Source organism: Microbulbifer mixtoriginis (SeqCode) (assembly GCF_052467515.1).
The window spans coordinates 428,944-454,723 of the sequence record NZ_CP174314.1 but is presented as its reverse complement, the minus strand read 5'-3'; the positions used below and the strand labels follow the sequence as shown (position 1 = coordinate 454,723).

Sequence of the window (25,780 nt, the reverse complement as noted above, 5' to 3'; positions counted from 1 at the left end):
TTCACAACCACTGCCCCCTGCGCGCCGTCAAAATCAGCCAGAAGAAAAAAGGTGCACCGATAAAAGCGGTGACCGCGCCAATGCGCAGCTCCTGCGCGCCGACAAAATTAATCACCAGAATGTCTGCCAGCAGCAACAGCAGCGCTCCAGCTAAAGCGCTGATCCACAGTAAACGGGCGGGGTCCTGGCGCACCAGAGGGCGCACCAGGTGCGGCACCACCAATCCGACAAAACCGATGGTGCCAGCTACTGCCACGGCACCACCCACGGCACTGGCGATGCCCAGCAAAATAAGAAAGGGATAGGCGCGGCTCTGGAAACCCAAGGAAGCCGCACTGTCTTCACCCAAGGCCAGCGCGCGCAAATAATTGCGTGTGAAAAACAGGCACAGCACCCCCACGGCTAAAAAGGGCAATGCCAAAAACAGTTGGTCCCAGCCGCGATTGGCCAGCGAGCCCATCAACCAGAACACCACCTCCTGCATGGCGAACATGCTCGGCGCATAGTTAAGCGCCAGTGCAATCAGTGCCGATAGGAAAGCGTTAATGGCCACCCCCGCCAACACCAGCCGTCCGGCACTGGCGCCGCGCCCCGCCAACAACCACACCGCCGCCGCCGCGCTAAAGGCACCACCAATAGCCAGAGCCTGCAACAACCAACCGGATTTCCAGGCCGCGCCGTAATAGAGAAACAGTACCGCCGCCAAAGCCGCACCGCTGGAAACACCGAGCAGCGCCGGCTCCGCCAGAGGGTTACGCAACATCCCCTGCATGGCGGCGCCGCCCATTCCCAAGGCAGCGCCCACCAGTATTGCCAACAGGGCACGGGGCAGTCGCAATTGCCACAGAATCACCGCATCGCTGCTCTGGCCACTCCAGCCCTCAGCCAGCGCATTGGAAAGGTCCACCGAAACCGGGCCACTGCCCAGTGCCCCGAGCAGGGCCAGCGGCAGGGCCGCCAGTAATAACAAAACCGCGTTTTTATTGTACAAACGCTTCCCTCTTATCCATCAGCTGTTGCAGTGTATCCACCACTGCCAGTACCGGGCACAGGCTCAGCTGCTTCGGCAGGGTATAGGTGCGGCCGCTATCGATATAGCGCTGAAGTACCGGGTGGCGCGCGGCCAGGTAAGCCAGTGCGAAATGCTGCTCGCTGCCATAGAACACCAACAAATCCGGTTGCAGAGCAATCACCTCTTCCAGGCTGATCCGTGCCAGTCCCTGAGTGGTGGCGAGATTGTCAAAACCGGCGCGCTGCAGCAACTGGTGCTCCAGCATGCCGCTGCCGTAAGTGATGTTATTGGCAGAGAGAATCACCGCACTGGCGCGCTGTTTAGCAGCGGGCTGATCGAGTAGTTGTGCCAACGCGCGTTTCTGCTCTTGCAGCGGAGGAAGCGGGCCCAGTACGGCTTGCAAAGCACCGAGTTGTTGTTGCAACTGCTCCAGACTGTAGGCATCGGGGATGGTCACCACATTCATACCCAGTGCCTGCAGCCGCTCAGCCGCACGCTGGGCACCGTACTGCCCGGCAAGCACCAGATCTGGCTTTAATGGCAGCAGCTCCTCGGCGCGGGCGCGATTGAGCTGAACGTGTTCGGGAATCGGCAGGGAGCGATACTGTTCGGCGGCGGACAGCCAAGTCAGGGAGGCAATATCCGCAGGTTGTGCCCAGTTCAGCAGTACTTGGTCCAGACACAGGTTCAACGAAGCAATGCGCTCATAGGCCTGGACTTTCGCGGCCAGAATGAACACTGCACCGAGTAATAGTTGCCAGCAGAGAAGATTACGCCTGGACGTGCGGGTACTCATCCGACTCAGCTCATGTCGATCACGGCGAGGGCTTCCGCCAGGGTTTTTACCGAGTGCATTTCCATACCCTCGATATCGTTTTTCAGGCGATTGGCGGCGGGCACTATCGCTTTGCGAAAACCGTGCTTAGCGGCTTCGCGCAGGCGCTCCTGGCCCGAGGGCACGGGGCGGATCTCACCGGAAAGTCCCACCTCACCGAAGACCACCAGATCCCGCGGCAACACCCGATTGCGAAAGCTGGAAACAACTGCCAGCAAAAGAGTCAGGTCGGCACTGGTTTCCATTACCTTGACGCCGCCTACCACATTGATAAACACATCCTGATCGCCGACCAAGACGCCGCCATGGCGGTGCAGCACCGCCAGCAGCATATTCAGGCGGTTCTGGTCGAGGCCCACCGCTACCCGGCGCGGATTACCGAGGCTGCTGTCATCCACCAGTGCCTGCAGTTCCACCAGCAGCGGACGGGTGCCCTCCCACACGGAAGTCACCACCGATCCCGCGGCGATCTCCTCGGCGCGCTGCAGGAAAATAGCGGAGGGATTAGAAACTTCTTTAAGGCCCTGCTCGGTCATGGCAAATACCCCCAGCTCATTCACCGCTCCAAAGCGGTTTTTATGGGCACGCAGGGTGCGGAAGCGAGAGTCGTGAGTACCTTCGAGCAATATGGAGCAATCAATAATATGTTCCAGCACCTTGGGGCCTGCCAAACTGCCGTCTTTGGTGACATGGCCCACTAAAATCAGCGCAGTACCAGTCTGCTTGGCGAAGCGGGTCAGGTAAGCAGCACTCTCACGCACCTGGGCCACCGAGCCCGGAGCGGACTGCACATCGCTCATATGCATCACCTGGATAGAGTCCACCACCATCAAGCGTGGATTGACTTCTTTTGCCGCCAGGCAGATGCGCTCCACATCAGTTTCACTGAGGAGCTGCAGGGAATCAGTGGGCAGGCCCAGGCGTTTGGCGCGCATAGCCACCTGCTGAAGAGATTCTTCACCGGTGATATACAGCGCCGGCATTGAAGTAGCGAGGTGGCACAGAGTCTGTAGCAATACCGTGGATTTACCGGCCCCAGGATGACCGCCGATCAGCACCACCGAACCCGGCACCAAACCACCTCCCAGCACTCGATCCAGTTCCGAGGCGGAAGTGGGAATACGCGGCAGCTCACTCAGGTCGATTTCCGAGAGCTTCTGCACCTTGCCAGCACCGGCGGCGCCGGCATAGCCACTCTGGGCATCGGTGAAATTAGCCGCGCGGCTGTCTTTGTGCTCCGGCCCCAAACGCACTTCAGAGAGGCTGTTCCAGGCACCACAAGCACTGCACTGCCCCGCCCACTTTGTATAGTCAGCGCCACATTCATTGCACACATAGGCAGTTTTGCGTTTAGCAGCCAAGGTTACTCCCCCAAAGTGTCACCCAGTCAAATTGGCGCACAGTTTACCCCTTATCTCCCTTCAGAGGGCAGCGCTTAACAGACAGATATGACTCTCCTTTACCCAAGTGGTGTATTGGCACTTTTTCCCACTTTCTCTGGGATCTGCGCGATTGATCTAGATCAATTCTTCGTATTTTCACCGGGCTAATATCCGGCGCGTCTCGCCTCCTCCTATAGGCAGAGTCATTACAACATCACCGACTACTCAAAACAGGAAGTAAATATGTCGTCTATTACTCTTCGCAGTGCGCTTCTCGCACTCGTCATGGCCTCGACGTCCGCCCTGGCAGCAGATCACGAAGTTAAGATGCTGAACCAGGGCAAGGACGGCATGATGACTTTCGAACCCGCGTTCCTAAACGTTGCAGTGGGCGATACTGTCACCTTCCTGCCCACCGATATGGCACACAACAGCCGTTCCGTACTCTCCCCAGCCGATGGCGACAGTTGGAATGGCGGCATGGGCGAGAAAGTCAGTGTGACCTTGAATAGGGAAGGCGTTTACCTGTACCAGTGCGATCCGCACCTGCCCTTGGGCATGGTCGGTGTAATTCAGGTAGGCCAGGCCGGCAACCTGGAAGATGCCAAGAAACACGCTCAAGGAATGAGTGAACGTATCGCCGTCAACAAGGAGCGCCTCAGCCAGTACCTTGACCTAATTAAATAAGAGAGGCCGCGGCGTGGACATTTTATTTGAGCAAGGCCCTCACCTGGTTGCGCGTTTCTGCGATCTGGTTAAAGAACAGAATGGCAGCGATGGAGTGCAGGCCAACCAGTTTGTGATTCGCCGCGGCACCCAAGGTGCGCTAATTGATCCCGGCGGTGATCTCACCTACACACCCCTAACCATTGAACTCAGCCGCCACCTGAACCTGAGCGATCTGGAATATATCCTTGCCTCGCACCAGGACCCGGACATCATTGCCTCACTGCCACGCTGGATGCTGCACTCGCGCTGCAAGGTAGCGGTATCCAAACTGTGGTCGCGCTTCCTGCCCCACCTAGTATCCGGCTTTGTCGCCTCGCGTGCCGGTAGTGAACGTTGGCAGGACCGTATCATTCCCATCAGCGACAAGGGCGAGGTGCTGCCTTTTGCCGACAGCGAAATCTGGGCCCTGCCCGCACACTTTATGCACTCCTGCGGCAACTTCAGTTTCTACGATCCGGTTAGCCGCATCCTGTTTTCCGGTGATGTGGGCGCCTCTCTCGGTGGAGAGGAGGGCGAAGTCATCGATTTTGATGCGCATATTCCATCCATGGAAGGTTTCCACCAGCGTTATATGGGAGGCAACTGGGCCTGTCGTCTGTGGGTGAAAATGGTGCGAGAACTGAATCCGGCCATGATTGTGCCTCAACACGGCGGGTATTTTTCCTCTGAAGAAGTTAAGGAGGGCTTCCTGAGCTGGTTGGAGCGGTTGGAATGTGGACCCGATCTGCTGCGACATCAGGACTATCGCTTGCCTCTGAGGAAACCCTAAAGACCTGTCTAAAGGATAGTCTTTACAAGCGATAACCCTGTAGGCTCCGAATCAATACAGGCATAAAACCAAGGGAGAGCGGGACGCTTTCCCTTAACCTCCTCCAATCTCTCGCTGTGCTTGCGCCCCCTGCTGCCCACACATACACTGACCGGCATACTTCTCCTGGGCTGCTTTATGTATATTGCCTACCTTCGCACCTTGTTGCTGATACTGCTGTTGGCCTTCGCCGGCCTAGCATCGGCCGTGCCCTGTGCGGAACCTGTAGATATGCTGAGCATGGAAAGCAGCGAACAGGGCCACTGCGAAGCGGATAAAGCCGATGATTGCCACAGTGAGCACCGCGGTGACTGTGGTATCGAATGCGGCTGCTGCCCGGGATTGAGCAATAGCCTCGCCGTAATCTCCGCCAATATCCCGAATTTTTCGCGGCCAATTTCCCTGGCAACAGCTTACACAGTATTTAAACCTTCCCCCGACCCGGAAAGCGCCCTGCGGCCTCCTATTGCCACCTGAGCCTCGGCTCCAGCAATAAACTTCGCCAATAAATCTTTTTTGCCCGCCACTAGCTGCACCTATGCTGCACTGACGATGTGGTGGGTCAGTTGATATGAATGACAGGAGTAATTCCATGTACCGATCTTTTTTAGCCGCAATTGCCGCGCTTGTTACTACATTAGCTCTCAGTGCTTGTGCCGAACCCACCGAGCCCAAAGAATCTCAAGCGCAGAACCTAACTACCTATAAATCCGCTACCTGTGGCTGCTGCAAAGTTTGGGTGGACCACGCTCGCAACAGCGGCTTCGAAGTGGTGGCAAAGGATGTCGATGACCTCAACGGCGTCAAAAACCAGCACGGAATCGAACCCCGCTACCAGTCTTGCCACACCAGTGTGTCCAAGGAAGGCTATGTTTTCGAAGGGCATGTGCCAGCCAAGCTGATTCAGCAATTTTTGCAAAGTCCGCCTAAGGGTGCGCTGGGGCTGGCTGTGCCCGGTATGCCTCTCGGAAGCCCTGGCATGGAGATGGGCGATCGCTTCACCCCCTACCAGGTAATGCAGTTAAACAAGGACGGCAGCAGCGTGGTTTATGCAGAAATCAACGCGGCCGGAGAACAGTTCTGAGGACTGTCGATGACAAAACCTCCGCGGTGCGGCTCGGTTTCGCGCCGCACCTTTGTAACCGGAATCAGCGCCGGCATGGCCCTGCTGGGCCTGCCCGGCTCCCCTACCCCCGCCAGGGCGCGAGTCCCCCCTCCCACGACTTTAACTGGCGAGAATTTCTCCCTGCAGGTAGACCAAAGGACAGTCAACCTGACCGGACAACCCCGCAACGCAATTTCAGTTAACGGTTCTATTCCCGGCCCAATCCTGCACTGGCACGAGGGGCAAACTGTCACTCTCAATGTCCTCAACCAATTAGATAAAAACACTTCGATTCACTGGTATGGCATCAGGGTGCCCAATCCTATGAATGGTGTACCAGGGCTCAATTTCTCCGGTATTAGGCCCGGGGAAAATTTTCGATACCGCTTTAAAGTCACACAAAGCGGAACTTACTGGTATCACAGTCACTCCGGCTTCCAGAGGCAGCAGGGACTCTACGGAGCTATCGTCATCGATCCAGCTGGGGGAGACCCGGTGACCTATGACCGGGATTATGTAGTGTTGCTCTCCGATTGGAGCGATGAATCTCCCCAGCGGATTTATTCAAACCTGAAGAAAGATGGCCACTATTACAACCGGCGCCGCCACCGCACCACCACAGATCTCTGGCGAGATGTACGCGCGAAAGGCATAGAGCAAACCTGGCGTGAACGACACCCATGGAACTTCGCAGGCATGTCTGATCGAGATGTGTCTGATGTCACAGGCTACACCTACAGCTACCTGATCAATGGACAAACTCCGGAAGACAATTGGACTGCCCTATTTGCCCCCGGTGAGATAGTACGGCTGCGTTTTATCAACGCCTCTGCCATGACAATCTTCGACCTACGCATTCCCGGTCTGGATATGACCGTGGTGACTGCTGATGGCCAGAATATTCAGCCGGTGAGAATGGATGAATTCCGCCTAGGTACTGGGGAAACCTACGATGTGGTAGTTAGGCCCAGTGGCGACAGAGCCTACACCCTTTTTGCCCAGGCGATCGATCGCGGCGGTTACGCTCGCGGTACCTTAACGCCCGCTCAGAGTCTTTCTGCCGAAGTTCCCCCCATGGATCCAATCCCTATTCTCGATAAGCGCGATATGGGATTCATCCGTGCCAGTGGTGCTAGAGCTGCTGATAGACAGTCCACTGCAGAAGAAGGCAATGCCAAACTGGCCCCCGCTGGCCTGGGAAGCCATAGCCCCATCATCCACCAGCCAACAGAAAAAGGCCATGGCGTAGCCCTGCGCGCGCTCGCTCCCCAAAATGGAATGGATGATCCCGGTGTTGGACTCCGTGAACACCAGCAACGCTACAACCGCCGCATCCTAACCTACAGAGATCTTCGCAGTCTCACACCATCATTAGACCAACGCCAACCGCAGCGAGAACTACAACTACATCTCACCGGTAATCCAGCTCGTTACCTATGGTCCATTGACGGTGTTAAATATAAAAACGCCACACCAATATTATTGGCTTATGGCGAGCGTCTACGTATCACTCTGGTGAACGACACCCTACTCACCCAGCCCATGCACCTGCACGGTTTATGGAGTGAGTTGGAAACTGGTGACGGAGAGTATCTACCTCGCAAGCACACGGTGATGGTGCAGCCCGGTGCCAAGATCAGTTACCTGGTAAATGCCGATACCCGGGGGCGCTGGGCATTACACTGCCAAATGCTTTATCGCACATACGGTATTTTCCGAGAGGTGCGCGTGGTATGAGGCGCACTCTCTGTACCAAAGCGACAGTGATAATAATTGTTACCCTGTGCTTGCAACTAAGTTTTCAAGCAGCTAAAGCGCAAAATCGGGAAGACCAGCACCACAGCTTCCAAGCCCCCTCAGAAGAATCAGTCGCTGGAGAGGACAATGGTATGGCCGGGGAGGGGGACAAGCCGGTAGCCAAACTCAGCCTTGACCAATTCGAACGGCGCGGTATGAACGGCGCGGCAATCGAAGGCGATTTCAGTTATGGAGATGACGTCAATAAAGTAGTGCTGGAAGTAGACTTTGAGCGGGGAGGAGGAGAAACGGAAAAAAATGAGCGATGGCTGGTCTACAGCCGGTCCATTTCCAAAGATTGGAATTTCCTCGCCGGCTTCCGACACGACCTACAGCGGGAAACTACCAGCCGCAATTGGCTGGCGATTGGGCTGGTTGGAGAAACCCCTTACTCATTAGAAATGGATGCAGTGCTATTTCTGGGAAGGAACGGCAGTACAGCTTTTCGCCTGGAAGGGGAATATGATGCAAAGCTCGCAGAAAAAGTGAGCCTTATTCCGCGCCTGGAGCTGAATTTCTTTGGCCAAAATGATGAAATCGCTGGCAGTGGCAGCGGATTGTCTCAAATAGAAATAGGATTGCGTCTACTCTACGAAATTCACCCTAAATTTTCCCCCTATGTCGGCGTTCACCATGAACGAGTTGTGGGCAATGCCGCAGATTTTGCCCGTGAAGAAGGGGAAAAGGTGTATAGCACCGTGTGGGTTGTCGGTTTTCGCGCCTGGTTTTAGCTCCCGGTTCGTTAAAAAATTCTGTTCACAGCAAACTATCCGCCAAGTAAATGCAGCAGGAAACCAGAATTTCTCTTGGCTTACAGTCGTAATTCACACTTTTTCTTAGGATTCATTAATAGAGAGATTTTATCAAATTTGAAAGATTAGAAAGGCAATATGCTTATACTGGTAAATATTCCTTACAACAAGCAAACTCAAAACTTTGTAAAATGGCAGAATACAGAAACAACTTCTATTAAATGTATGAAATTATTACATCAGGAAGAAATGGTATAGAAAGGGCAAAAAGTGTCGTACATAAACACTTCAGCTCTACACTTTATTCACTCACCATATCTGCAGCAAGATTTCTCCTCATTGAACCTCATAGGTCGCACCAAGCCTATATGGGGTAAACGGGAGTCCAGACGATACGCAAGTGAAATTCTTCTACGTAAAATATCAATAACTCCAGCGATTACTATTTCCTTACTAATGGGGATGCTGGCTATCGAAGGACAATCCCAAGAGGATTTACATCATGGCCTTCAGTATCACTCCACATCTGGAAGTAACAATGATGCAACCCTAGGAGAAGACAAACCCATCGCCAAGTTCAGCCTTGATCAATTTGAATTACAAGGTAATAACGGAGCCACCATTGAGGGGGACATCAGCTATGGTACAGACCAAAGCAAGCTATCCGCAGAAGTAGACTACGAGCGCTCCAACGGGGAGACGGAGGAGAATGAGCTATGGGGCATTTACAGCCACGCAGTTTCTGCTAATTGGAATATTCTCGCAGGAATTCGTCATGATTTTTACCTGGAGAATACCAGCCGCAATTGGTTTGCAATTGGTATTATTGGCGAGACCCCCTACTCATTTGAAATGGACGCTGTATTTTTCCTTGGTAGAAGCGGCAGCACGGCCCTTCGCATAGAAGGGGTTTATACATTTAAACTCTCAGAAAAGTTCAGTTTAGCACCCCGTGCAGAATTTGATTTTTTTGGGCAAAATGACAAAAGTGCAGACGGAGGGTCTGGTCTATCTGAAATAGAAATTGGCATACGCTTACGCTATGAATTTCATCCAAAATTCTCCCCATATATTGGCATACATCAATATCGCAATATCGGAAGAACTGCAGATTTTGAACGCGAGGAGGGAGAAAAAGTATACGACACAGTGTGGGTTCTGGGATTTCGAGCTTGGTTATAAACCAAAACTAATTCTCCCTTAGCTAAAATTGGTACTATTAATAATAGCGGCACCTCTGAAAAGCTATCCTCTTCATCCTATGAACCTTAAATCTTTAATTGCCCAACATCAAACAGGATAATAAGAACAACTCACAGAGGCGCCAAAAAAGATCAACCGTGCAACTAAAGCGTTAATCTTCTTTAAATATTTCCCTAATTCCGATATTGTAACCCACCACTGGAACCGTTAGGTGATTCTCCCCCTTAAATACCTTTTTCGACAATTTAAGGCTAGGATAATTGCGCGACTCTAACCTGCGCACAAATTGCTTCATATCCTTCACCATAAATCCTTCTTCCTTACCGACAAACATGAACATATGCTTCTCCATATCTATATTATTTTCTGCATAAATTCGTTCCTCGGCAAAAATCACTTTATCATCCCACCAGACACTAGGGCTTGCTATGATGTAACGATGAAAGCTATCTGGCTGATTAAACAAAATATGAAGAGCAAACAATCCCCCTAAAGAATGCCCCATAAAGGTCTGATCCTGTTGATCAGCAGGGAACGTATTGTTAATAAAGGGCTTTAACTCTTTGTTAATAAACTCAAGAAACTGATTCGCACCACCCCCCTGAACTTCCCCATCCATCTCCACAGCAGTTGGCGTCAAATCGAGACGCCGTAACTTCCCCAAACTATCATCAACATAATCAATACCTACAAAAATAAAAGCCGGAATCTTTCCTGTTACACTCTGCTTGAAGAAATTTGGAGCCATCATTGGAAAATCGAGATAACCATCCACCATATAAACAACTGGATATTTAACGGTATCGTTCTCCGGATCGTATTCTTTTGGCAATAGAACATCAATTTGATACTGACGCGCCAAGAGGTCTGACTGGTAATAAAAAGACAATATTTCGCCACGAGTAAAAGAGACTGGCTCGGCAGTTCCTGCAGACACCGCCCCCACAGAAACGACAAGTATAAAAACAACCGTTGACAATAATATTCGCATAAACTTTCCCTAGCTGAATGAAATTACTATCACCAATGCAATCAGCGACACCCCAGTTTTTAATTCAGAGCAAACCATAATGTCAACTTAGACACAAAAATTAATAGCCATGTAAATAGATAGGCATAAAACTCACATTTATTTAAAAACAAAAAAATCGCGGAGTGTAGCCTTTCATAGCTTTAAGTAAAGATAAACCAACACAACATCCTACAACTTTGCAAAATAAGACATCATTGTATCTTTTGAGACAACTTACCCAGGATCCACTCTAATCTTTACCCTACGCGTTGAATATGGCGACACACCCGATTCTCAAATAGCCTAAATCCAATACCCAAAACTACGGTTACTAGCTACAAGAAAATATTGAATCACCATTTTAACCCCGGAAATTTAGGCAACCTTTACTAACTGAAGCGTAAAAATACCACTCAGCGGCAACCCAGTATTCTGACTCTCCAGAGTCAGCAGGAATACAACCCTTCCAGATTATCAATAAGGCCCACAGCAAGGCCAAGTGGATAATCCAGCTCTAGTAAAACAGTGAAATTTTATGTCTTTTCATTACTTACAATACGCTTAAATACTTTCCCCGATAGGCGCAGCAGTTGCGCTCGACTCAGAAGTCGAGAAAATAAAACCAGAGCCCACTTTTGCTTACCTGACAATACATAACTTTTTTGAGACAAGAATCCTTCTAACCCTACTTGAGCAACATACTCAGCAGTTTCGTAGATACTTTCATCCACCTTGACTTGATTATTCGCCACCTCGGCAAAATTTGTCTTGGTTCCACCGGGGCAAAGGCAGGTTACTGTTACACCGGTTCCTTGTAGTTCATTGTGCAGAGCTTCCGAAAAATTCAGTACGTAACTTTTGGATGCAGAGTAGACTCCAGCATAAGGTACCGGCATCAGGGCTGCTCCAGAGGCAACATTAATGATACCGCCTGTTTTTTTAAGTCTCATCTCTGGTAGAAATAAGTAACACAGCTCTGTAAGGGTGTTAATATTGAGCTGCAACATATCCCTATAGGTTTCAAGAGTGAAGCTTTCAAAGCCTCCCCACTTGCCAAAACCTGCGTTATTAATGAGAATGTCAACTTCAATACCCATCTCTTTAGTTTTATCAAAGAGCTTTTGCGCAGATCCTTCTACGCTTAAATCCATAGGAATAAAGCTTGTATCTACTGGGTATAATTCATTAATTTTTGTTGCGATATTCGATAAGGAGTCTTCAGATCGAGCAACCAAAATTAGGTTTGCACCCCTTTTAGCACATTCATACGCAAATGCTTCGCCGATTCCCGAAGAAGCTCCCGTAACTAAAACAGTCTTTGATTTCATTTACTACTATCCCAATACAACTCAAATCCTATTTATTTAGGTCGCCCATTCGATCCCGACATCGGGCAGGTGTGCAGACAAAATCCTTTATAGCCAGTGCTCAGGCAGAGCCCTTGCCCATATCCAACGAAGCTCCGGTTATCAATATAAATTGTTTATCCATCTGCATTTCCCTCTCGAAAGATACTCAACTGAGTTGGCAAGACCGTCTTTATGGTTGAGTAGCCAGCTCAACCTGTTCCTCTACAGTAAACTTCCTCCACCAGGCCTGTGTCGGGGCGGGCGTACGCACATTCACCGGAACACCGATAACAGGCGTAAGAACTGTTGCCCCATGAGCTTCTGCGGCCACTGACGCGCGCTCTAGGGGTTCAAACCAATCGTGCAGGGCAAGATCAAAGGTACTGTTGTGGATAGGAACCATGGCACGGCCACGCAAATCCAAATGAGCCTGCACGCTCTCCTCCGGTAGCATATGGACTTCACTCCACAGATCGTTGTAAGCACCGGTTTCTATCAGGGTTAGATCAAAGGGCCCGAAGCGCTCCCCGATTTCCCGAAAGCCACCGAAATAACCACTATCACCGCTAAAGAAGATTCGTGCCTCGCGCCCTGCAATTACCCAGCTGGCCCACAAAGTTTTATCCCTATCAGTTAGGCCGCGCCCGGAAAAATGTTGCGCCGGAGTGGCCGTAAATTGCAGACTCCCTATTGAAAAGGACTGCCACCAGGCCAGTTCGATAATCTTGCCTGAAGCGACTCCCCATCCCCGTAAATAATCGCCTACCCCTGTAGGAACAATAAAGCGTTCAACTTTCTTATCCAGGGTGCGCACGCTGGTTTTATCCAGGTGATCGTAGTGATCATGACTGATTATTACGGCTTTTAACGCCGGCAGATCTTGTAGAGACAAAGGTAGCGGATGGAAACGTTTCGGCCCCATCCACTGTACTGGTGAAGCCCTCTCGCTGAATACCGGGTCAGTAAGCACAAACTCCCCATCAAGATGGATCAAAACGGATGAGTGCCCCAGGCGATAGATCGTTGGCTGACCCTCATTAGTTGTGAGTACTTCCTTTGTGATCATCTGTAGGGGAAGAGGTACTCTAGGTACCGGTGCCACCCTGTCAGCACGGGCATAGGCTGCAATGATGTCCACCATCTTACCCAGCCCCGCTTTATAAACGGTCTCCGTGTTTTGAAACTTTTGCGGCTGTGTAGCACAGCTATTAAATAGACCAACGGACATACCTATCACTCCTAGTAATAACCACCAGCGCTTCTTCATAGATGCCACCAAGTAAACTATACAGTGCAGTTTATTGTTGATAGAAGAAAAAGTAAACCAGTTAGTGTAAAATTAATCACTTAGATTAATTTCCCGCCAGGTAGCTTTCCTGGCGCAAGCAGAGATATCGAGAGTCACATGAGTGAAAAGAAGCCGACCAGAAGCGAAATTAAGCGCCAGGCCATTATTGATGCCGCTAAGCAGGCCTTTCAGGAACTGGGCGTTCAGGGAACCAGTATGGATGAGCTGGCAGCCCGTGCCCAGGTGTCCAAGCGCACGGTATATAACCACTTTGCCAGCAAGGAAGCCTTGGTAATGTTTTTGATTGGCGAGCTCTGGCAGCAGGCAACCCAGTCCCCAGGCTGTGACTACAACCCGGATAGCGACCTTTATGCTCAACTACACACGCTTTTGGCGCTGGAAATTAAAACTATCTGCAACCCGCAGTATATTGAACTAAACCGTATGGCCTTCGACTACTTCTTCCACCAGCCGGAAGCCCTGCGTCAGGAAATGGAAAAATACAAAGCCCATGAAACCGGCGTACAACGCTGGATTAAAGCCGCCGCAGCCGATGGCCGACTGAAGCCACTGGACCCAGAAATCGCCAGCGGGCAGATACACAACTTAATTAAGGGAAGCTGTTTTTGGCCACAAATGTTACAACTCTCCGGCCCGCCTAGCTCAACCGAACAAGCCGCACTGGCGGAGCGTACTGCGGAGATGTTTTTGAGTCATTATCAGGTTTAATACTCTGATTGGCAGCTCTAAATAGCAATCAGGATTCCCCAGGAAACTCAACTGCAAAAATGAATCAGGTATGTCAATATCGTATTAATCTTCCCTTAGGCTATTGAGCCTAGGTTTAATGGCTCAGGATATATACTGACAATGATTAGAAGCTACAACCCAATCGACATAGAGCCCATCATAAATATTTGGCTAAAAGCCTCCATTAGGGCACACAATTTTATCGCAGCTGACTTCTGGGAGTCTCAAATAGATAATATGCGCGATATCTATATACCAAACTCAGAAACCTATATCTATGATATACACTCAAAGATATATGGCTTTTACTCTCTAGCTGACAATACTTTAGCCGCGCTTTTTGTGGATCCAGAATTCCAAGGCCAGGGCATTGGGAAACGGCTTATAGCACACGCTAAATCACAGAGAAACCCGTTAAACCTAACGGTTTACAAAGAGAATGTTAATAGCTATCAGTTTTACCTATCTCAAGGCTTTCACTCACAAAAAGAGCAAGTAGATAATCATACGGGACATATTGAGTGCTTGATGAGCACAAAGATATAAAGTGCCTACCCCCAAAATATAAGTAAAAGACAATGCTCCCTGACAAGATATATTTAATCGACAAATCAAAAGAGCTGACTCAAGCATGGCATCAGGTTTTTAGTGATATTGAGATTTTTGAAATTATTGAGGGTGATTATTTCTCAAAACCTGCCGATGCAATGGTAAGCCCAGCAAACAGTTTTGGAATTATGGATGGAGGCCTCGACCTGTCGATTAGAAATGAATTAGGGTTTGAGGTGGAAGATCAGTTACAAAAGCGAATTAAATCTGATTTTCATGGTGAGCTGCCCATTGGATCAGCAATAGTGATTTCAACCTCGAATGCCAATTGGCCTTACATGATTTCTGCCCCCACTATGCGTATTCCTGAGGACATATCAAATACCATGAATGCCTACTATGCTTTCAGGGCCATTTTAAACTCAGTAAAACTATTCAATAAGTCAGGCCCCACGAAGAAGATAAACTCCATAGTTTGCCCAGGCTTGGGCACTGGCATTGGGAATTTACCGGCTAGGCGTTGTGCTGGCCATATGCGAGCAGCCTACAATTACTTATCCAAACCTCCTAGAATTCCCAGCTTTAAAGAAATTCATGAAACCCATAGAAAACTGCAAATCACATACTAAATAGAGCCAGTGCCCTATTGGAGTAGCTCAACGTAAGTAAAGCACATCGTAAAATACAAAAAGGCCCCTAGTGGGGCCTTGTTTGGTTAGTTGGATTTATAATTTTTCCCAGGCCATCTGCCAGTAGCTACCTCTGCCAGGTTCATACTGGTTTGCACTTCTGCTCCACTGGACACAGTAGCCAGAATTAGGGAATGGCTTACATTGATAAATATTCCCATCACTGCCCATTACTTTAGTTCCTGCCGTATAGGATTTTAGGCCTTCTGGGAAAACAAAGTCGTAGTCACCTGCTGGCGGTGGAGAAGTTTCGTCTTCCATCAAGTGGAAATCTTGTGTAGTTTGATCAATCAAATTTCCATCAATATCTTTTGTTACAATAACGAGCATATGATGGCCAGGTTCAGACTTTGAAAGTGTCAAAGTCCTATCTAATCTCTGACCGTCACTCATATTGACTTCATAATTAGCCAGTGTTTCACGAGCATGGTTCAAGACTTTTAGCTCAGCCCTGATATTTCCTTTTGCGGTGAGAGCAAGCTGTAGTGAGAGTGGATCATCAGATATTGTGTACATATCCTCAAGTCCTGACACATTTAAATCATAATCTGGTGTTGGACTATTGATTTCATAATGAATTTCAACACGCTCTAAGCCGCTGCCATCCTGTAAATATATTGGGTTTGAGCCAAAGACAGGGCTAAATTGATCTTCGCCATTAAACTGGCCTGCGCGAATACTGGTCTGTTCTTGATTGATTTTGGTTGCAAGGCCATGTGCCCAGTTATTAGCCATACCCTGCTCATCAGTAGCAATTTCCAGCACTGTTGCATAAGCTGGCTCTTCATTACTGCTACTATAAACACGTGTGGAAACTTTATCGCCAACTTTTAAGTTTTGTGTGGGATTAATTGTTCCACCTTGATTCCATTCTGATTCGGGTATGCCATCGCCATCAAATTCTACGTCGATAACATTGTAAAAGGCCGCGGCTGTATCAGCCACATCCCACACAGCAAGGATAACTTGGTACCCATCTCGCTCAGGCACCACGCATTCGTGATGCATATCAATGGGTGGCTTTTGATTATTTCCATCAATAGTACAGAATGGATTTAAATCAAATGAAGCTCGGGATAATGGTTGATTGGGGTTCCAATCCGGTTTGGTAATATAATATTTCCAGTCACGAGCTACGTGATTCGCGGTAAAGTGCCACTTAAAAGTTTGTTTACCAGCAGTTATGGGGGTTTTCAGCCAGCGGTCAGCAGTTTGTTCATTTAATGGTGACCATACATTACTACCGGCACTAGCGATCATGCCATCAGCAGGGCCACTCTCTGGAAACCCTTCGGGCCCTTCAACACTTTGCGGCTCCCATTGAACGGCTCCACAATTTATGTTTTTTTGACCTGTAGAGGCTAGAGGGTATTTACATAAAGTACCCCGCGCAGATGCCACACCTCCACCATATTCTTCCACGTAGCCATGGCCAATTGTATTAGAGCTGACCCCCACCAGAATCATCGCCAATAGAGTTTTGTTTAATGCAGGTTTCTTCAGTGACGAAACCGCTTTTTTCATTCGTAAAGTCATATCAACAGCCATTATTTATGCATGTGCGATTTCCTTCCTGGGTTTATTTACTTCCTTATTTTTGCCCGACCAAGTAAACATCGCTTTATTTAAGAAATACTTGTGAGGCGTTATTGTCAGGTTAATGGACTTTGACCTTTAGATACGGTTCCAAATAATTTCGCAATTATGCAAACATAGTGAAAAATTGTCACCAAAAGCCATGCTGCCATTTTAAGAAAGGAATAAATTATTCATGTAAGGAAATTTCTATTTAAGTTTGCTGTCCTGACAAAAGAAAAATAAAAACCACATTTAAATATTTAGAAAGATCTAGACAGATAGACAACGGGAAGTAACTACCTAGACAGCAAGAAAATCTCTCTGAATATATGACTAAAAATTAGGAATTATTCTTAAAAAAATAATCAAGACTAGAAGACCAATAAACACCTCATTTTTATTTAGTAGTCATAAAGCTACACATCCCTGTGTTACCTAGACATATTAACTCAGTAGACGAGTCTTCTAAAAACTGGCTAAAGGGCAAAAAGATTAAATCATCCATATGTTATGCCGCCATAAAAGGTCTACTTAGAGGCAGGGGCAGAAGGAAATGAAACCCTCAAGGCCCAACTGCCAAAGAAGTCATTTATGCTCCAAAATATAAAAATACCATTATTTAAACCTCAATATCTAAGATTAGGCGCAAATATGTTACTTAACGATAACTGAGTGACTTAGATGTTTACGGATATCGATCATTATTAGCAGATTGGCAATAAACCAAAGATCTTTAATAATAAATATGCCGCTAGAGGCCAAAACTCCAGGGCTTTGCCAGCTTCCGGGATAGCTGAATAAAAAAGTCTGAGTTGTCACAAACACCGCACCACAGAGCAGTATTCCCGGCCAAAACAGGGGCCGGATGACTAACCCCAAAGCCAGAATGATCAGAGCGATCAAGTCATAGATGCCAATCAGATTGGAGGCCTGTTGTATATTGAAGACACTATACAGCCATGCCATCAAGGGTGAACTACTCACCAGGCCCTCAATACCCTGGGCTTCTATTGCAGTGAACTTCATTCCGCCAATCCACAACAGAACCAACCCCACTGGTAAATAGTTCAGCCAGATATAGCGCATTGACTGACAAGCACTACAGCTCAACAGTGTCAGACCCATCGCGGTGAGGGCAAGGTACTTGATCACGCCCTGCCCGGAGCCAATAGCGGGAAACCCACCGAGGCTATCGATCCAATGCGCACTTCCGAAGAGACTTAACAAAGGGACCAAGGATATACATATAATCAGGAGTGCCAGGGGGCGAATATATTGTGGTTTTAACAGTGATAGCAGGGCTAAAACCGCAGCTACCGCAAAGAGTAGTGCTACGGCTATTCTAACGATGTGCAAGCCCGCCTCACTATTAACGCCATAAAATCCGAAAATGGAGGCCAGGCCCCCATTCTGGCCAAGAAACAAGGCAGCAGCAATCAATGTAAATGAAAGGCCCAGCAGGGCCCTAGAAGTTTTTTGCAAAAAGGTGTTCATTATTTAGGGACCAAATCGTAAATAGCACTTCTGGAAAACCTAGTGGCTTCCCCTCTGTCTCCTCCGGGCACTTCCCTATGTTCCTATGACCCATTAAGTGTTCTAAGTCGGGTTAGCTTTGAAGGAAGTGCCTGAAGGCCTATTAATGTTGTCGGTCCTGACTGGAAAAAATTACACCTTAATTGACTTGTTCGCAGAAAATAAACTGACCTCTGCCGGTTGAGTTCACTTTATTCCAGGGTAAGCGTCCCACGATACATCTGCATCTGGCAGCTAAAGGGATATTTTCCCGGTTTGGCCGCAGGGATTTCTACCGTGGTTTCTTTATTGAGCGCTAGCTCAGCACTGATTTCGAGATCGGGGAAAATCACCCACTCGGAGCAGGGGCTGGGATCTTCCCGTAAAAAATGCAGGGTGGCGGCATGACCCGAAGGCAGGCGAATATGATCCGGCTCATAAACCCCATCTTTGACCAGTATTTGCAGTTGTTCACTGACCGCCACCGTCTTTGCCGCACCGCGCCTTGGGCCCAGCCAGAACCACCAGATGATGGCAATAATTAGCAGTACTCCGATCGTATTTACCAAGGTCGCAATCATTAGTGCACCTCCGAGGGCTTAAAGAAGCGTAGGCGGTTGGCATTGCTCACCACGGTGAGCGAGGAAAGTGCCATAGCGGCACCTGCTACGATCGGGCTCAGCAACATGCCGGTGAGCGGAAATAGTACCCCTGCGGCGATGGGTATACCTAGGGTGTTATAAATAAAGGCTCCAAAAAGGTTCTGTTTGATATTGCCGAGAGTCGCCCGCGATAATTCCACCGCATTGGCGACTCCATGTAGGGAGGAACGCATCAGGGTGACATCGGCACTTTCGATAGCGACATCGGTACCGGCGCCGATCGCAAAGCCCACATCGGCGCGAGCCAGTGCTGGGGCATCATTGATACCATCTCCCACCATGCCCACACGCGCACCGTCTTTCTGCAGTTGCGCCACTATGCGCTCTTTGTCTTCCGGCAATAACTCAGCGTGCACTTTATCGATTTTAAGATGGCGGGCAACGGCCTCGGCACTGGCTTGGTTATCACCAGTCAGCATCTCCAGGCGTAAGCCCAACTTACGCAAACGGGCTATGGCCGCTGCGGCATCATCCCGAATCGGATCAGCCACAGCGATAATTCCCTGCAGTACACCATCCACTGCCGCATACATCACCGTACGCCCTGCCTCCGCCAGATTGTTGGCGCGGGCCTTCCAGTCACCCAGGGGAATATTTTCCCGCTGCATTAACTTACTGTTACCGAGCAGTATCTTTTTACCGGAAATAACCCCCATCACCCCATGTGCGGTAATGGCTTCGAAATCACTGGGCTTTTGTAGATCAAGCTTTTTCTCATGGGCCGCAGTCACAACCGCCTCAGCCAGCGGATGCTCCGAGCCCTGTTCCAGGCTCGCCAGCAAACGCAGTAACTCATCGCTATCGCCTTCGCTCTCGATATCGGTGAGGCGTGGTGAGCCCTCGGTGAGCGTGCCGGTCTTATCCACAACCAGCACATCCAGATTGCAGGACTGCTGCAACGCCTTGCCGTTGCGCACCAGCACACCGTACTCCGCACCCTTACCCACGCCCACCATCACCGACATGGGCGTAGCCAGCCCCAGGGCGCAGGGGCAGGCAATAATCAGCACCGAGGTAAGAACCACCAGCATATGGGCGGCGCGCGGATCCGGTCCCAGGTTGAACCAGACCAATGCCGCCGCCACAGCGATGATCATCACCACCGGCACAAAAATGGCCGAGATTTTGTCTGCCAGGCGCGCAATGGGCACCCGTGAGCCCTGGGCGTTTTTGACCATCTCAATAATTTGTGCCAGGCGGGTGTCCGCCCCCACTTTTTCCGCCCGGAACAGCAAGCTGCCGTTCTTGTTCAGGGTGCCAGCAGCCAGATTGTCCCCCTCGCCTTTCTTCACCGGCACCGGCTCGCCGGTGAGCATGGATTCATCCACCAGGCTACCACCCTCCAGCACCACGCCATCCACCGGGATCTTTTCTCCGGGGCGCACGCGCAACTGGTCACCGGCCTGAACCTGCTCAATCGGCAGATCCACTTCTTTACCGTCGCGAAGAACCCGCGCCGAAGTGTCCTGCAGCTCCAACAGTTTCTCCACCGCCGCACTGGTGCGCCCGCGAGCCCGCACTTCCAGTGCCTGGCCCAGGCTGATCAGGCCGATAATCATAGCGCTGGCCTCAAAGTACACATGGCGCGCCGCTTCCGGCAGCAGGTGGGGCACCAGCACCACCAACATGGAAAAAAGCCAGGCCGTACCGGTACCCAGGGCCACCAGGGTATCCATAGTAGCGCTGTGGTGGCGTAGCGCTTTCCAGGCCCCACTGAAAAATTGACCACCACAGAACACCAGAATTGCCAGGGTAATAAGCCCCATGGCGCCCCAAGCCAGCTGATCTGCGAAGCTGTTGACGGACATCTTATCGGTGATCAGGCCCCAGGCCATCAACGGCAGGCCCACACCCAGGGCAATAGCGGAGCGCCACAGCAACTGGTGATAGTGGCGCTCTTCTTGGGCGCGCTGCTCTTCGCGCCGTTGGCGCTCGCTACTCTTGGCCACCTCGGCGTCATAACCCGCCTGGCGCACCGCCTCGATGCAACTTTGCGGCGCCGCCGCGCCCTGCACCTTAAGGGTTTTATCGGCCAGGTTTATGCGGGCATCCTGCACCCCCGCAACACCCTGCACGGCGCTTTCAATCTTATTCACACAGCCGGCACAGCTCACGCCACTGAGGCGGAATAGTGTCTGCGCTGCTTGCTGTTCTCTCGCCATAATGCTCTCCCTCAATACCGTTTCTGGCGACAAAGTTACAACCTTACCCCAGGGGTAAGGCAACGGGTTACAGCCACAATTTACCCTGCCCTATTTTCGGGCCGCCATTATTCAGCTTAGCGGCTGGACTGGCGCGCCTTGCCCTGGCAAAAGCAGGCCATAAAGAGCCACTGTAAAGGCCGCGCAAGCCCCACGCCGGAGTGTTATTATCGCGCCATGAAACACCCCCTGCTCCCCGAAAGACCCCTGAGTATCTCCCCAACTCTGGCCTCAACTGTTGGCCTGGAGGAAGCGGTATTGCTCACCGCCCTGGGCGACCTGATACCTTTCCTGCCCGCAGAGCCCTACGCTGGGCGGGACTGGTTTACCGCCACCGGCGAGCAACTCTATCTGCTTCTGCCGTTCTGGCAGGCAGCAGATATCCAGCGGGTAGCCACCAGCCTGCGCAATCAGGGCGCCCTGATGCTGGGCGCAGCCCCTTTCGGTAGCAGTGAAGTCCTCAAATTCACCCTGCCCAGTGAACACCGCCGCCCTACAGCCCTGGCTCAAACCCCGGAACCGAGCCGCGCCCCGGCACCAGCCAACCGCAATGCCAACACCATTGCCCCCAGCTGGCAGCCAGATGCCGAAACTATGGCGCGCATCGGCCAGCTCGGTATCCCGGAACACTTTGTGCGGGAGCAGTTACCGGAGTTTGTCACCTACTGGCGCGAACGGGCCGAGCCACGCCACTCCTTTGGCTCACTGTTCCTGCGCCAGGTAAAGAGCAAATGGGAAGCCTTTCGCGCTACTGCCCAACGCAAGCAGGCCCTGCCGGATAACTGGCAACCGAACAACGACACCCTGCGCAAACTGGCCGACGAGGGGGTACCCAGTACATTTGTCAGCCGCGGCCTACAGCGCTTCCTCGACTATCACCGTTCCAGCGGCAAGCAATCCATTTCCTGGGATCTGGAATTCAATGACTGGATCATGGAAGACTGGGAGAAACAAGAAACTCCATTTATTGAAAAGCGCAAACCCACTGCCATGACGCGCGACTGGCAACCCAGTGAACATACCTGGGAACAGCTACAGCGCCTGGCAATCAACCCGCGCTTTGCCGCCGAACTGCTGCCGGAATTTATTTACAAGTGGACAGAGCGCGGTGGCCACAGCGCGCGCTGGGGCGAGCTGTTTATTGAGTACGCTCGCGAGGAATGGGCCTACTACTGCCAGGGTATTGAGAAAAACCCGGTAGCCAAACCCATAGCGCGCAACTGGCAGCCCGGCGGCGACTGCCTGAGCCATCTGGTGAACCAGTGCGAGATAGAGCGTGACTTCGCCCTATCACTGGTGCCGGAATTTATTATTTACTGGCGCGGCCAAAACGCCGCGCGCAAAAGCTGGGACGCCGTATTTGTGCGTCACGCTCGCCATCAATGGGCAGAGCGCAACAAGTTGGCAATAGGAAACTCTTATGGCAATCCACAAGACGCCCACAACAGCGCAAACCAGCGCACCCGCGACCGCTCAATCGGCGACATACTCACAGACACAAACTGGTAATGCGCAAGATCAGGAACTACTGAACGAAAAAAAGCGCGCGATTAACGAAGTCTTCGCGTTGTTTAAACTGAATTACCACAACCAGTTCAGTGCCGCATTTCCAGATACCGAAACCCTGCATCACGCAAAACGCCTGTGGCTCGAAGCGCTGGCCGCTTTTGAAGCCCAGGATATTATGCAGGGCGCAAAGCGCGCGATACTGCAGAGCGAATACCTGCCCACAGTTCACAAAATGCTGCAGCTCTGTGCCGCCGGCGAAAACGGCCTGCCAGAAGCCCGCGCCGCCTACCGCGAAGCCTGCAATGCGCCCAGCCCCAAAACCAATCACAATTGGAGTCACCCAGCGGTTTACCATGCTGGGCGTGAATCCAACTGGTATTTTCTCTCCAACAACCCAGAATCTATCGCCTACCCGGTATTTGCAGAGCACTACCGCAAGCTTTGTACGCGCGTACTGGAAGGAGAAAAACTCGGTGCCCCGGAACAGTTAAAGCTGGAAGAAGACCCCGGTACTCCACTCTCCAAAGAAGAAAATGCGCAAAAGATGGCAGCCCTTCGGGCTGAGTTAGGTATTTAAATCTTCTTCATCCGGCGCTAGGGAATACCCTTAGCGTCCTCCCCCTCCAACATTCCTATTTCCCCACATACTCTCAAAAAATATGACCGAATCTACTGAAAGATTTAGATCACCTTGATCACTCTTTTTATCGAGCCTCCGCAAAAAGATAGAACGCCTCTTAAACTCAAAGAATTGTAGATTTATTGCTCTATCAGCCTCTGGTATGCACCATGGAACCATTTAGAAGTGGCAGATTGATTTATTATGTTTTTTGGGAGACATTAGCGCAGAAATGCGTTTGGAATAGAAATCAAGGTGGTAGAGGTCCTGTTAATCACCATATAAATGTTTTTTCTTAGGACTATTAATCGAAAATGTCTAAAGTAAACATTCGCACTGCAAATGAGCTAGATCTGGATAGGTGCTATGAGATTGAGTCTGTATCCTATACCGGTAACGAGGCCGCAACTAGAGAAAAAATTTTAAAGCGAATTAAGACCTACCCTGATGGTTTTCTCGTTATAGAAAACAGTGAGGAAATTATTGGTTTTATTAATTCAGGAGCAACCCATAAGGTTGAACTATCCGATGAAAACTTCAAAGAATTAATAGGCCATGATCCGAGTGGAAAGAACATTATCATCATGTCTGTGGTAGCTCACCCTAAATATCAAGGGAAAGGCATGGCAAGTACGTTAATGGAGAGATTTATTGAGTCCATGCGGGATATAGGGAAAATAAAAATTTACCTTATATGTCAGGCTGAACTTATTGGCATGCATGCCAAATACGGCTTTATACACCTTGGAAAATCGGATTCTGATCATGGCGGGCTTAGCTGGCATGAAATGTCACTTACATTACAAAATACGGAGTGACAAAAAATACCAGCAATGAATATTGGATTAAAAAAATGCGTAGGAAGCGATTAAATCATTATGCAGATATAGTTTGTAAAATGTTTTTCGGCTGGCGCATGAGCAATGACCTAGAAATGATGTCCGACTTACCAGATGGCACTATCTTTGTAAATATTCTTTCGGGCGAAGCTCATCATTCTATTTCTGGCGCCGTAGATCTACATATAGCCAAGCAGATTAAATCTTGGTTTAAGTATCAAAGCAAAAAAGACAGTATTGACATTTCGCAACTAGAAAGTGCCATCCTGGAAGTAGACATCGACACAGGCAAAGTAGCTACAAATAAAAAGAAAATTGTTTTATTCAATATGGAATGTCGCAGCACAATCAAAACTAATGATAAAACTTACAAGGCGATGATAAAGGATGTGAAACAATGGCACACCAGAGTCATAACCTAAAATTTGGTTACTGCCAGAAACAATGGGCAACTACTAAAAACGTAATCACCGGAGTTATATCAAAAAACAATATAAACTAACAGCATGGCTATAGTGTCAGGTGAGTTCAAGGACGTACAATCATTTAAGCACCTCAAAAACACCATTGGTATTATTAAAGTCATTACAGAACAAAGGGGGGGCTGTAATAGACTTTCAAACCGCTAGGCTCTAAACGCCTGATCAGTGGTCAGATACTTTTTTTGAACCACGGAGACCTTCTTTACAAAAACATGTTTTTCTAATGTAATCTCCCGAGAAAGATGGAATTTGGTTACATCCAAGGGGGATGCGAATATTTTGAATGCCCGACATTAGCCTGGTGGGTTGGCCAGAAAAACATCTTCATGATGGGCATAAGTTGGCAAGCAGATTTATAGAAATGTATGCAAAGGGTAAATTCCCGGAGTCCGGTATTGAGATCAAGATCAAGGGATTGCCAAGAGGTATGCATACACAACTCAAAGATGGACACGAAAACTTAGACTTAAAAAACTACCACATTGAGATAAAATACAAAAAAACAACATAAATTGTAATTTTGAATTGAACATATACACAATGAGGACATATTATTGTAGGGTATACCGACTGGTGAAATTTACACCAGTAATGATTGAGCTAAATATTTTATGACCTTTTCCCGTTAAATGGATTTATTTATGGAAGAAAATCCTAAAAAACTAAAGTCCCTCTCACCAGGAAGATTAGAAGCAGAGTTAAGGCAAAACTTAGAGAAAATTACAGGTTCTAAGTTTCACTCAATTTACATAAGTCTATTTGAATACGCATCAGGGGGATGCTCTGATGATGGCGCTATTGAATTTACGATAGAAATTGATTGTAACAACTGGTGAGAATAGAGGTAGACAATGGATTTAGATAGAAATAAAGACTTAATTTGTATTTCTGCAGAAGATCTCGAAAAATCTTTAACTGAAGTTATAGCAAAAATGACTGGAGAGCAATCCTATGAAGTTTCTGTTAGCTCTTTAGTATTCAAGAGATCTGAAGGTGGAAAACAACAGATACGAATGATCGCCAAAGTAGGCGAAAAACATAGTGTTAGTGGATGGTAAATATATATTAATGGTTAGCTGTAATTATAGCCGTCACCCCCTAACGATACTCATCCGAGC

The 25,780-nt window shown here is 49.4% G+C and carries 27 protein-coding genes; 17 read left to right on the top strand and 10 right to left on the bottom strand.

What is annotated here, in order from left to right:
- Window position 1: 1 nt before the first annotated feature.
- Genes ACJJIT_RS01815 through radA form a run of 3 tightly spaced genes read right to left on the bottom strand, consistent with a single transcriptional unit; the run spans window position 2 to window position 3,208 of the window.
- Window positions 2-991, bottom strand: a complete 990-nt coding sequence (locus ACJJIT_RS01815; protein WP_252083381.1) for a FecCD family ABC transporter permease — start codon at window positions 989-991, stop codon at window positions 2-4.
- Window positions 981-1,808 carry an ABC transporter substrate-binding protein gene (locus ACJJIT_RS01810; protein WP_444899775.1) on the bottom strand — a complete coding sequence of 276 codons (828 nt, stop codon included), beginning with the start codon at window positions 1,806-1,808 and terminating at the stop codon, window positions 981-983. Before ACJJIT_RS01810 ends, ACJJIT_RS01815 begins: the two co-directional genes overlap by 11 nt.
- 5 nt (window positions 1,809-1,813) lie before the next feature.
- Window positions 1,814-3,208, bottom strand: coding sequence for a DNA repair protein RadA (gene radA, locus ACJJIT_RS01805; protein ID WP_444899774.1), 1,395 nt, complete (start codon window positions 3,206-3,208; stop codon window positions 1,814-1,816).
- 306 nt (window positions 3,209-3,514) lie between these two features.
- On the opposite strand from radA, the gene ACJJIT_RS01800 reads away from it, so the two are divergent.
- The 7 genes from ACJJIT_RS01800 (at window position 3,515) to ACJJIT_RS01770 (ending at window position 9,602) form a co-directional block, all read left to right on the top strand.
- A complete protein-coding gene (locus ACJJIT_RS01800) occupies window positions 3,515-3,916 on the top strand; it encodes a pseudoazurin (RefSeq protein ID WP_444887243.1) in 402 nt (133 codons plus the stop codon).
- Between the two features lie 13 nt (window positions 3,917-3,929).
- Window positions 3,930-4,727 carry an MBL fold metallo-hydrolase gene (locus ACJJIT_RS01795; protein WP_444899773.1) on the top strand — a complete coding sequence of 266 codons (798 nt, stop codon included), beginning with the start codon at window positions 3,930-3,932 and terminating at the stop codon, window positions 4,725-4,727.
- A gap of 177 nt (window positions 4,728-4,904) precedes the next feature.
- Window positions 4,905-5,243, top strand: a complete 339-nt coding sequence (locus ACJJIT_RS01790) for a hypothetical protein (RefSeq protein ID WP_444899772.1) — start codon at window positions 4,905-4,907, stop codon at window positions 5,241-5,243.
- 115 nt (window positions 5,244-5,358) lie between these two features.
- Window positions 5,359-5,850: a DUF411 domain-containing protein gene (locus ACJJIT_RS01785; protein ID WP_444899771.1), complete on the top strand. Its 492-nt coding sequence runs from the start codon at window positions 5,359-5,361 to the stop codon at window positions 5,848-5,850.
- Window positions 5,851-5,859: 9 nt separating this feature from the next.
- Window positions 5,860-7,608, top strand: coding sequence for a copper resistance system multicopper oxidase (locus tag ACJJIT_RS01780; protein WP_444899770.1), 1,749 nt, complete (start codon window positions 5,860-5,862; stop codon window positions 7,606-7,608).
- Window positions 7,605-8,399 carry a copper resistance protein B gene (locus ACJJIT_RS01775; protein ID WP_444899769.1) on the top strand — a complete coding sequence of 265 codons (795 nt, stop codon included), beginning with the start codon at window positions 7,605-7,607 and terminating at the stop codon, window positions 8,397-8,399. The genes ACJJIT_RS01780 and ACJJIT_RS01775 overlap by 4 nt, the downstream gene beginning before the upstream one ends.
- 483 nt (window positions 8,400-8,882) lie before the next feature.
- Window positions 8,883-9,602 carry a copper resistance protein B gene (locus ACJJIT_RS01770; protein ID WP_444899768.1) on the top strand — a complete coding sequence of 240 codons (720 nt, stop codon included), beginning with the start codon at window positions 8,883-8,885 and terminating at the stop codon, window positions 9,600-9,602.
- Window positions 9,603-9,774: 172 nt separating this feature from the next.
- On the opposite strand, the gene ACJJIT_RS01765 is transcribed toward ACJJIT_RS01770, so the two are convergent.
- The 3 genes from ACJJIT_RS01765 to ACJJIT_RS01755 all read right to left on the bottom strand — a co-directional run bounded on the left by ACJJIT_RS01765 (window position 9,775) and on the right by ACJJIT_RS01755 (window position 13,251).
- A complete protein-coding gene (locus ACJJIT_RS01765; protein ID WP_444899767.1) occupies window positions 9,775-10,614 on the bottom strand; it encodes an alpha/beta hydrolase in 840 nt (279 codons plus the stop codon).
- 554 nt (window positions 10,615-11,168) lie between these two features.
- Window positions 11,169-11,963, bottom strand: a complete 795-nt coding sequence (locus ACJJIT_RS01760; protein ID WP_444899766.1) for an SDR family NAD(P)-dependent oxidoreductase — start codon at window positions 11,961-11,963, stop codon at window positions 11,169-11,171.
- A 211-nt stretch (window positions 11,964-12,174) separates the two neighbouring features.
- Window positions 12,175-13,251, bottom strand: a complete 1,077-nt coding sequence (locus ACJJIT_RS01755; protein ID WP_444899765.1) for an MBL fold metallo-hydrolase — start codon at window positions 13,249-13,251, stop codon at window positions 12,175-12,177.
- Window positions 13,252-13,389: 138 nt separating this feature from the next.
- Between ACJJIT_RS01755 and ACJJIT_RS01750 the strand changes: the two genes are divergently transcribed.
- From ACJJIT_RS01750 to ACJJIT_RS01740, 3 genes are all read left to right on the top strand, one after another.
- Complete coding sequence (locus tag ACJJIT_RS01750) at window positions 13,390-14,001, top strand: TetR/AcrR family transcriptional regulator (RefSeq protein ID WP_444887253.1); 612 nt, start codon at window positions 13,390-13,392, stop codon at window positions 13,999-14,001.
- Between the two features lie 141 nt (window positions 14,002-14,142).
- A complete protein-coding gene (locus ACJJIT_RS01745; RefSeq protein ID WP_444899764.1) occupies window positions 14,143-14,568 on the top strand; it encodes an N-acetyltransferase in 426 nt (141 codons plus the stop codon).
- A gap of 32 nt (window positions 14,569-14,600) precedes the next feature.
- A complete protein-coding gene (locus tag ACJJIT_RS01740; protein WP_444899763.1) occupies window positions 14,601-15,200 on the top strand; it encodes a macro domain-containing protein in 600 nt (199 codons plus the stop codon).
- A gap of 96 nt (window positions 15,201-15,296) precedes the next feature.
- On the opposite strand, the gene gbpA is transcribed toward ACJJIT_RS01740, so the two are convergent.
- The 4 genes from gbpA to ACJJIT_RS01720 all read right to left on the bottom strand — a co-directional run bounded on the left by gbpA (window position 15,297) and on the right by ACJJIT_RS01720 (window position 21,174).
- Window positions 15,297-16,808, bottom strand: a complete 1,512-nt coding sequence (gbpA, locus tag ACJJIT_RS01735) for an N-acetylglucosamine-binding protein GbpA (RefSeq protein WP_444899762.1) — start codon at window positions 16,806-16,808, stop codon at window positions 15,297-15,299.
- 684 nt (window positions 16,809-17,492) lie between these two features.
- Complete coding sequence (locus ACJJIT_RS01730) at window positions 17,493-18,332, bottom strand: DUF417 family protein (RefSeq protein ID WP_444899761.1); 840 nt, start codon at window positions 18,330-18,332, stop codon at window positions 17,493-17,495.
- 230 nt (window positions 18,333-18,562) lie between these two features.
- A complete protein-coding gene (locus ACJJIT_RS01725) occupies window positions 18,563-18,931 on the bottom strand; it encodes a cupredoxin domain-containing protein (RefSeq protein ID WP_444887260.1) in 369 nt (122 codons plus the stop codon).
- Complete coding sequence (locus tag ACJJIT_RS01720) at window positions 18,931-21,174, bottom strand: heavy metal translocating P-type ATPase (protein WP_444899760.1); 2,244 nt, start codon at window positions 21,172-21,174, stop codon at window positions 18,931-18,933. The genes ACJJIT_RS01725 and ACJJIT_RS01720 overlap by 1 nt, the downstream gene beginning before the upstream one ends.
- Window positions 21,175-21,390: 216 nt before the next feature.
- Between ACJJIT_RS01720 and ACJJIT_RS01715 the strand changes: the two genes are divergently transcribed.
- The 7 genes from ACJJIT_RS01715 (at window position 21,391) to ACJJIT_RS01685 (ending at window position 25,720) form a co-directional block, all read left to right on the top strand.
- On the top strand, window positions 21,391-22,722 hold the full coding sequence (locus ACJJIT_RS01715) for a DnaT-like ssDNA-binding domain-containing protein (protein ID WP_444899759.1): 1,332 nt from the start codon (window positions 21,391-21,393) through the stop codon (window positions 22,720-22,722).
- Window positions 22,634-23,299 carry a replication protein P gene (locus ACJJIT_RS01710; RefSeq protein WP_444899758.1) on the top strand — a complete coding sequence of 222 codons (666 nt, stop codon included), beginning with the start codon at window positions 22,634-22,636 and terminating at the stop codon, window positions 23,297-23,299. The genes ACJJIT_RS01715 and ACJJIT_RS01710 overlap by 89 nt, the downstream gene beginning before the upstream one ends.
- A 356-nt stretch (window positions 23,300-23,655) precedes the next feature.
- Window positions 23,656-24,159 (top strand): GNAT family N-acetyltransferase, encoded by a 504-nt coding sequence (locus ACJJIT_RS01705; RefSeq protein ID WP_444899757.1) that lies wholly within the window; start codon window positions 23,656-23,658, stop codon window positions 24,157-24,159.
- Between the two features lie 35 nt (window positions 24,160-24,194).
- Window positions 24,195-24,602: a hypothetical protein gene (locus tag ACJJIT_RS01700; RefSeq protein WP_444899756.1), complete on the top strand. Its 408-nt coding sequence runs from the start codon at window positions 24,195-24,197 to the stop codon at window positions 24,600-24,602.
- Window positions 24,603-24,945: 343 nt separating this feature from the next.
- Window positions 24,946-25,173, top strand: coding sequence for a hypothetical protein (locus tag ACJJIT_RS01695; RefSeq protein WP_444899755.1), 228 nt, complete (start codon window positions 24,946-24,948; stop codon window positions 25,171-25,173).
- Window positions 25,174-25,303: 130 nt separating this feature from the next.
- Window positions 25,304-25,498 (top strand): hypothetical protein, encoded by a 195-nt coding sequence (locus tag ACJJIT_RS01690; RefSeq protein ID WP_444882846.1) that lies wholly within the window; start codon window positions 25,304-25,306, stop codon window positions 25,496-25,498.
- Between the two features lie 15 nt (window positions 25,499-25,513).
- Window positions 25,514-25,720: a hypothetical protein gene (locus tag ACJJIT_RS01685; RefSeq protein ID WP_444899754.1), complete on the top strand. Its 207-nt coding sequence runs from the start codon at window positions 25,514-25,516 to the stop codon at window positions 25,718-25,720.
- Window positions 25,721-25,780: the final 60 nt, after the last annotated feature.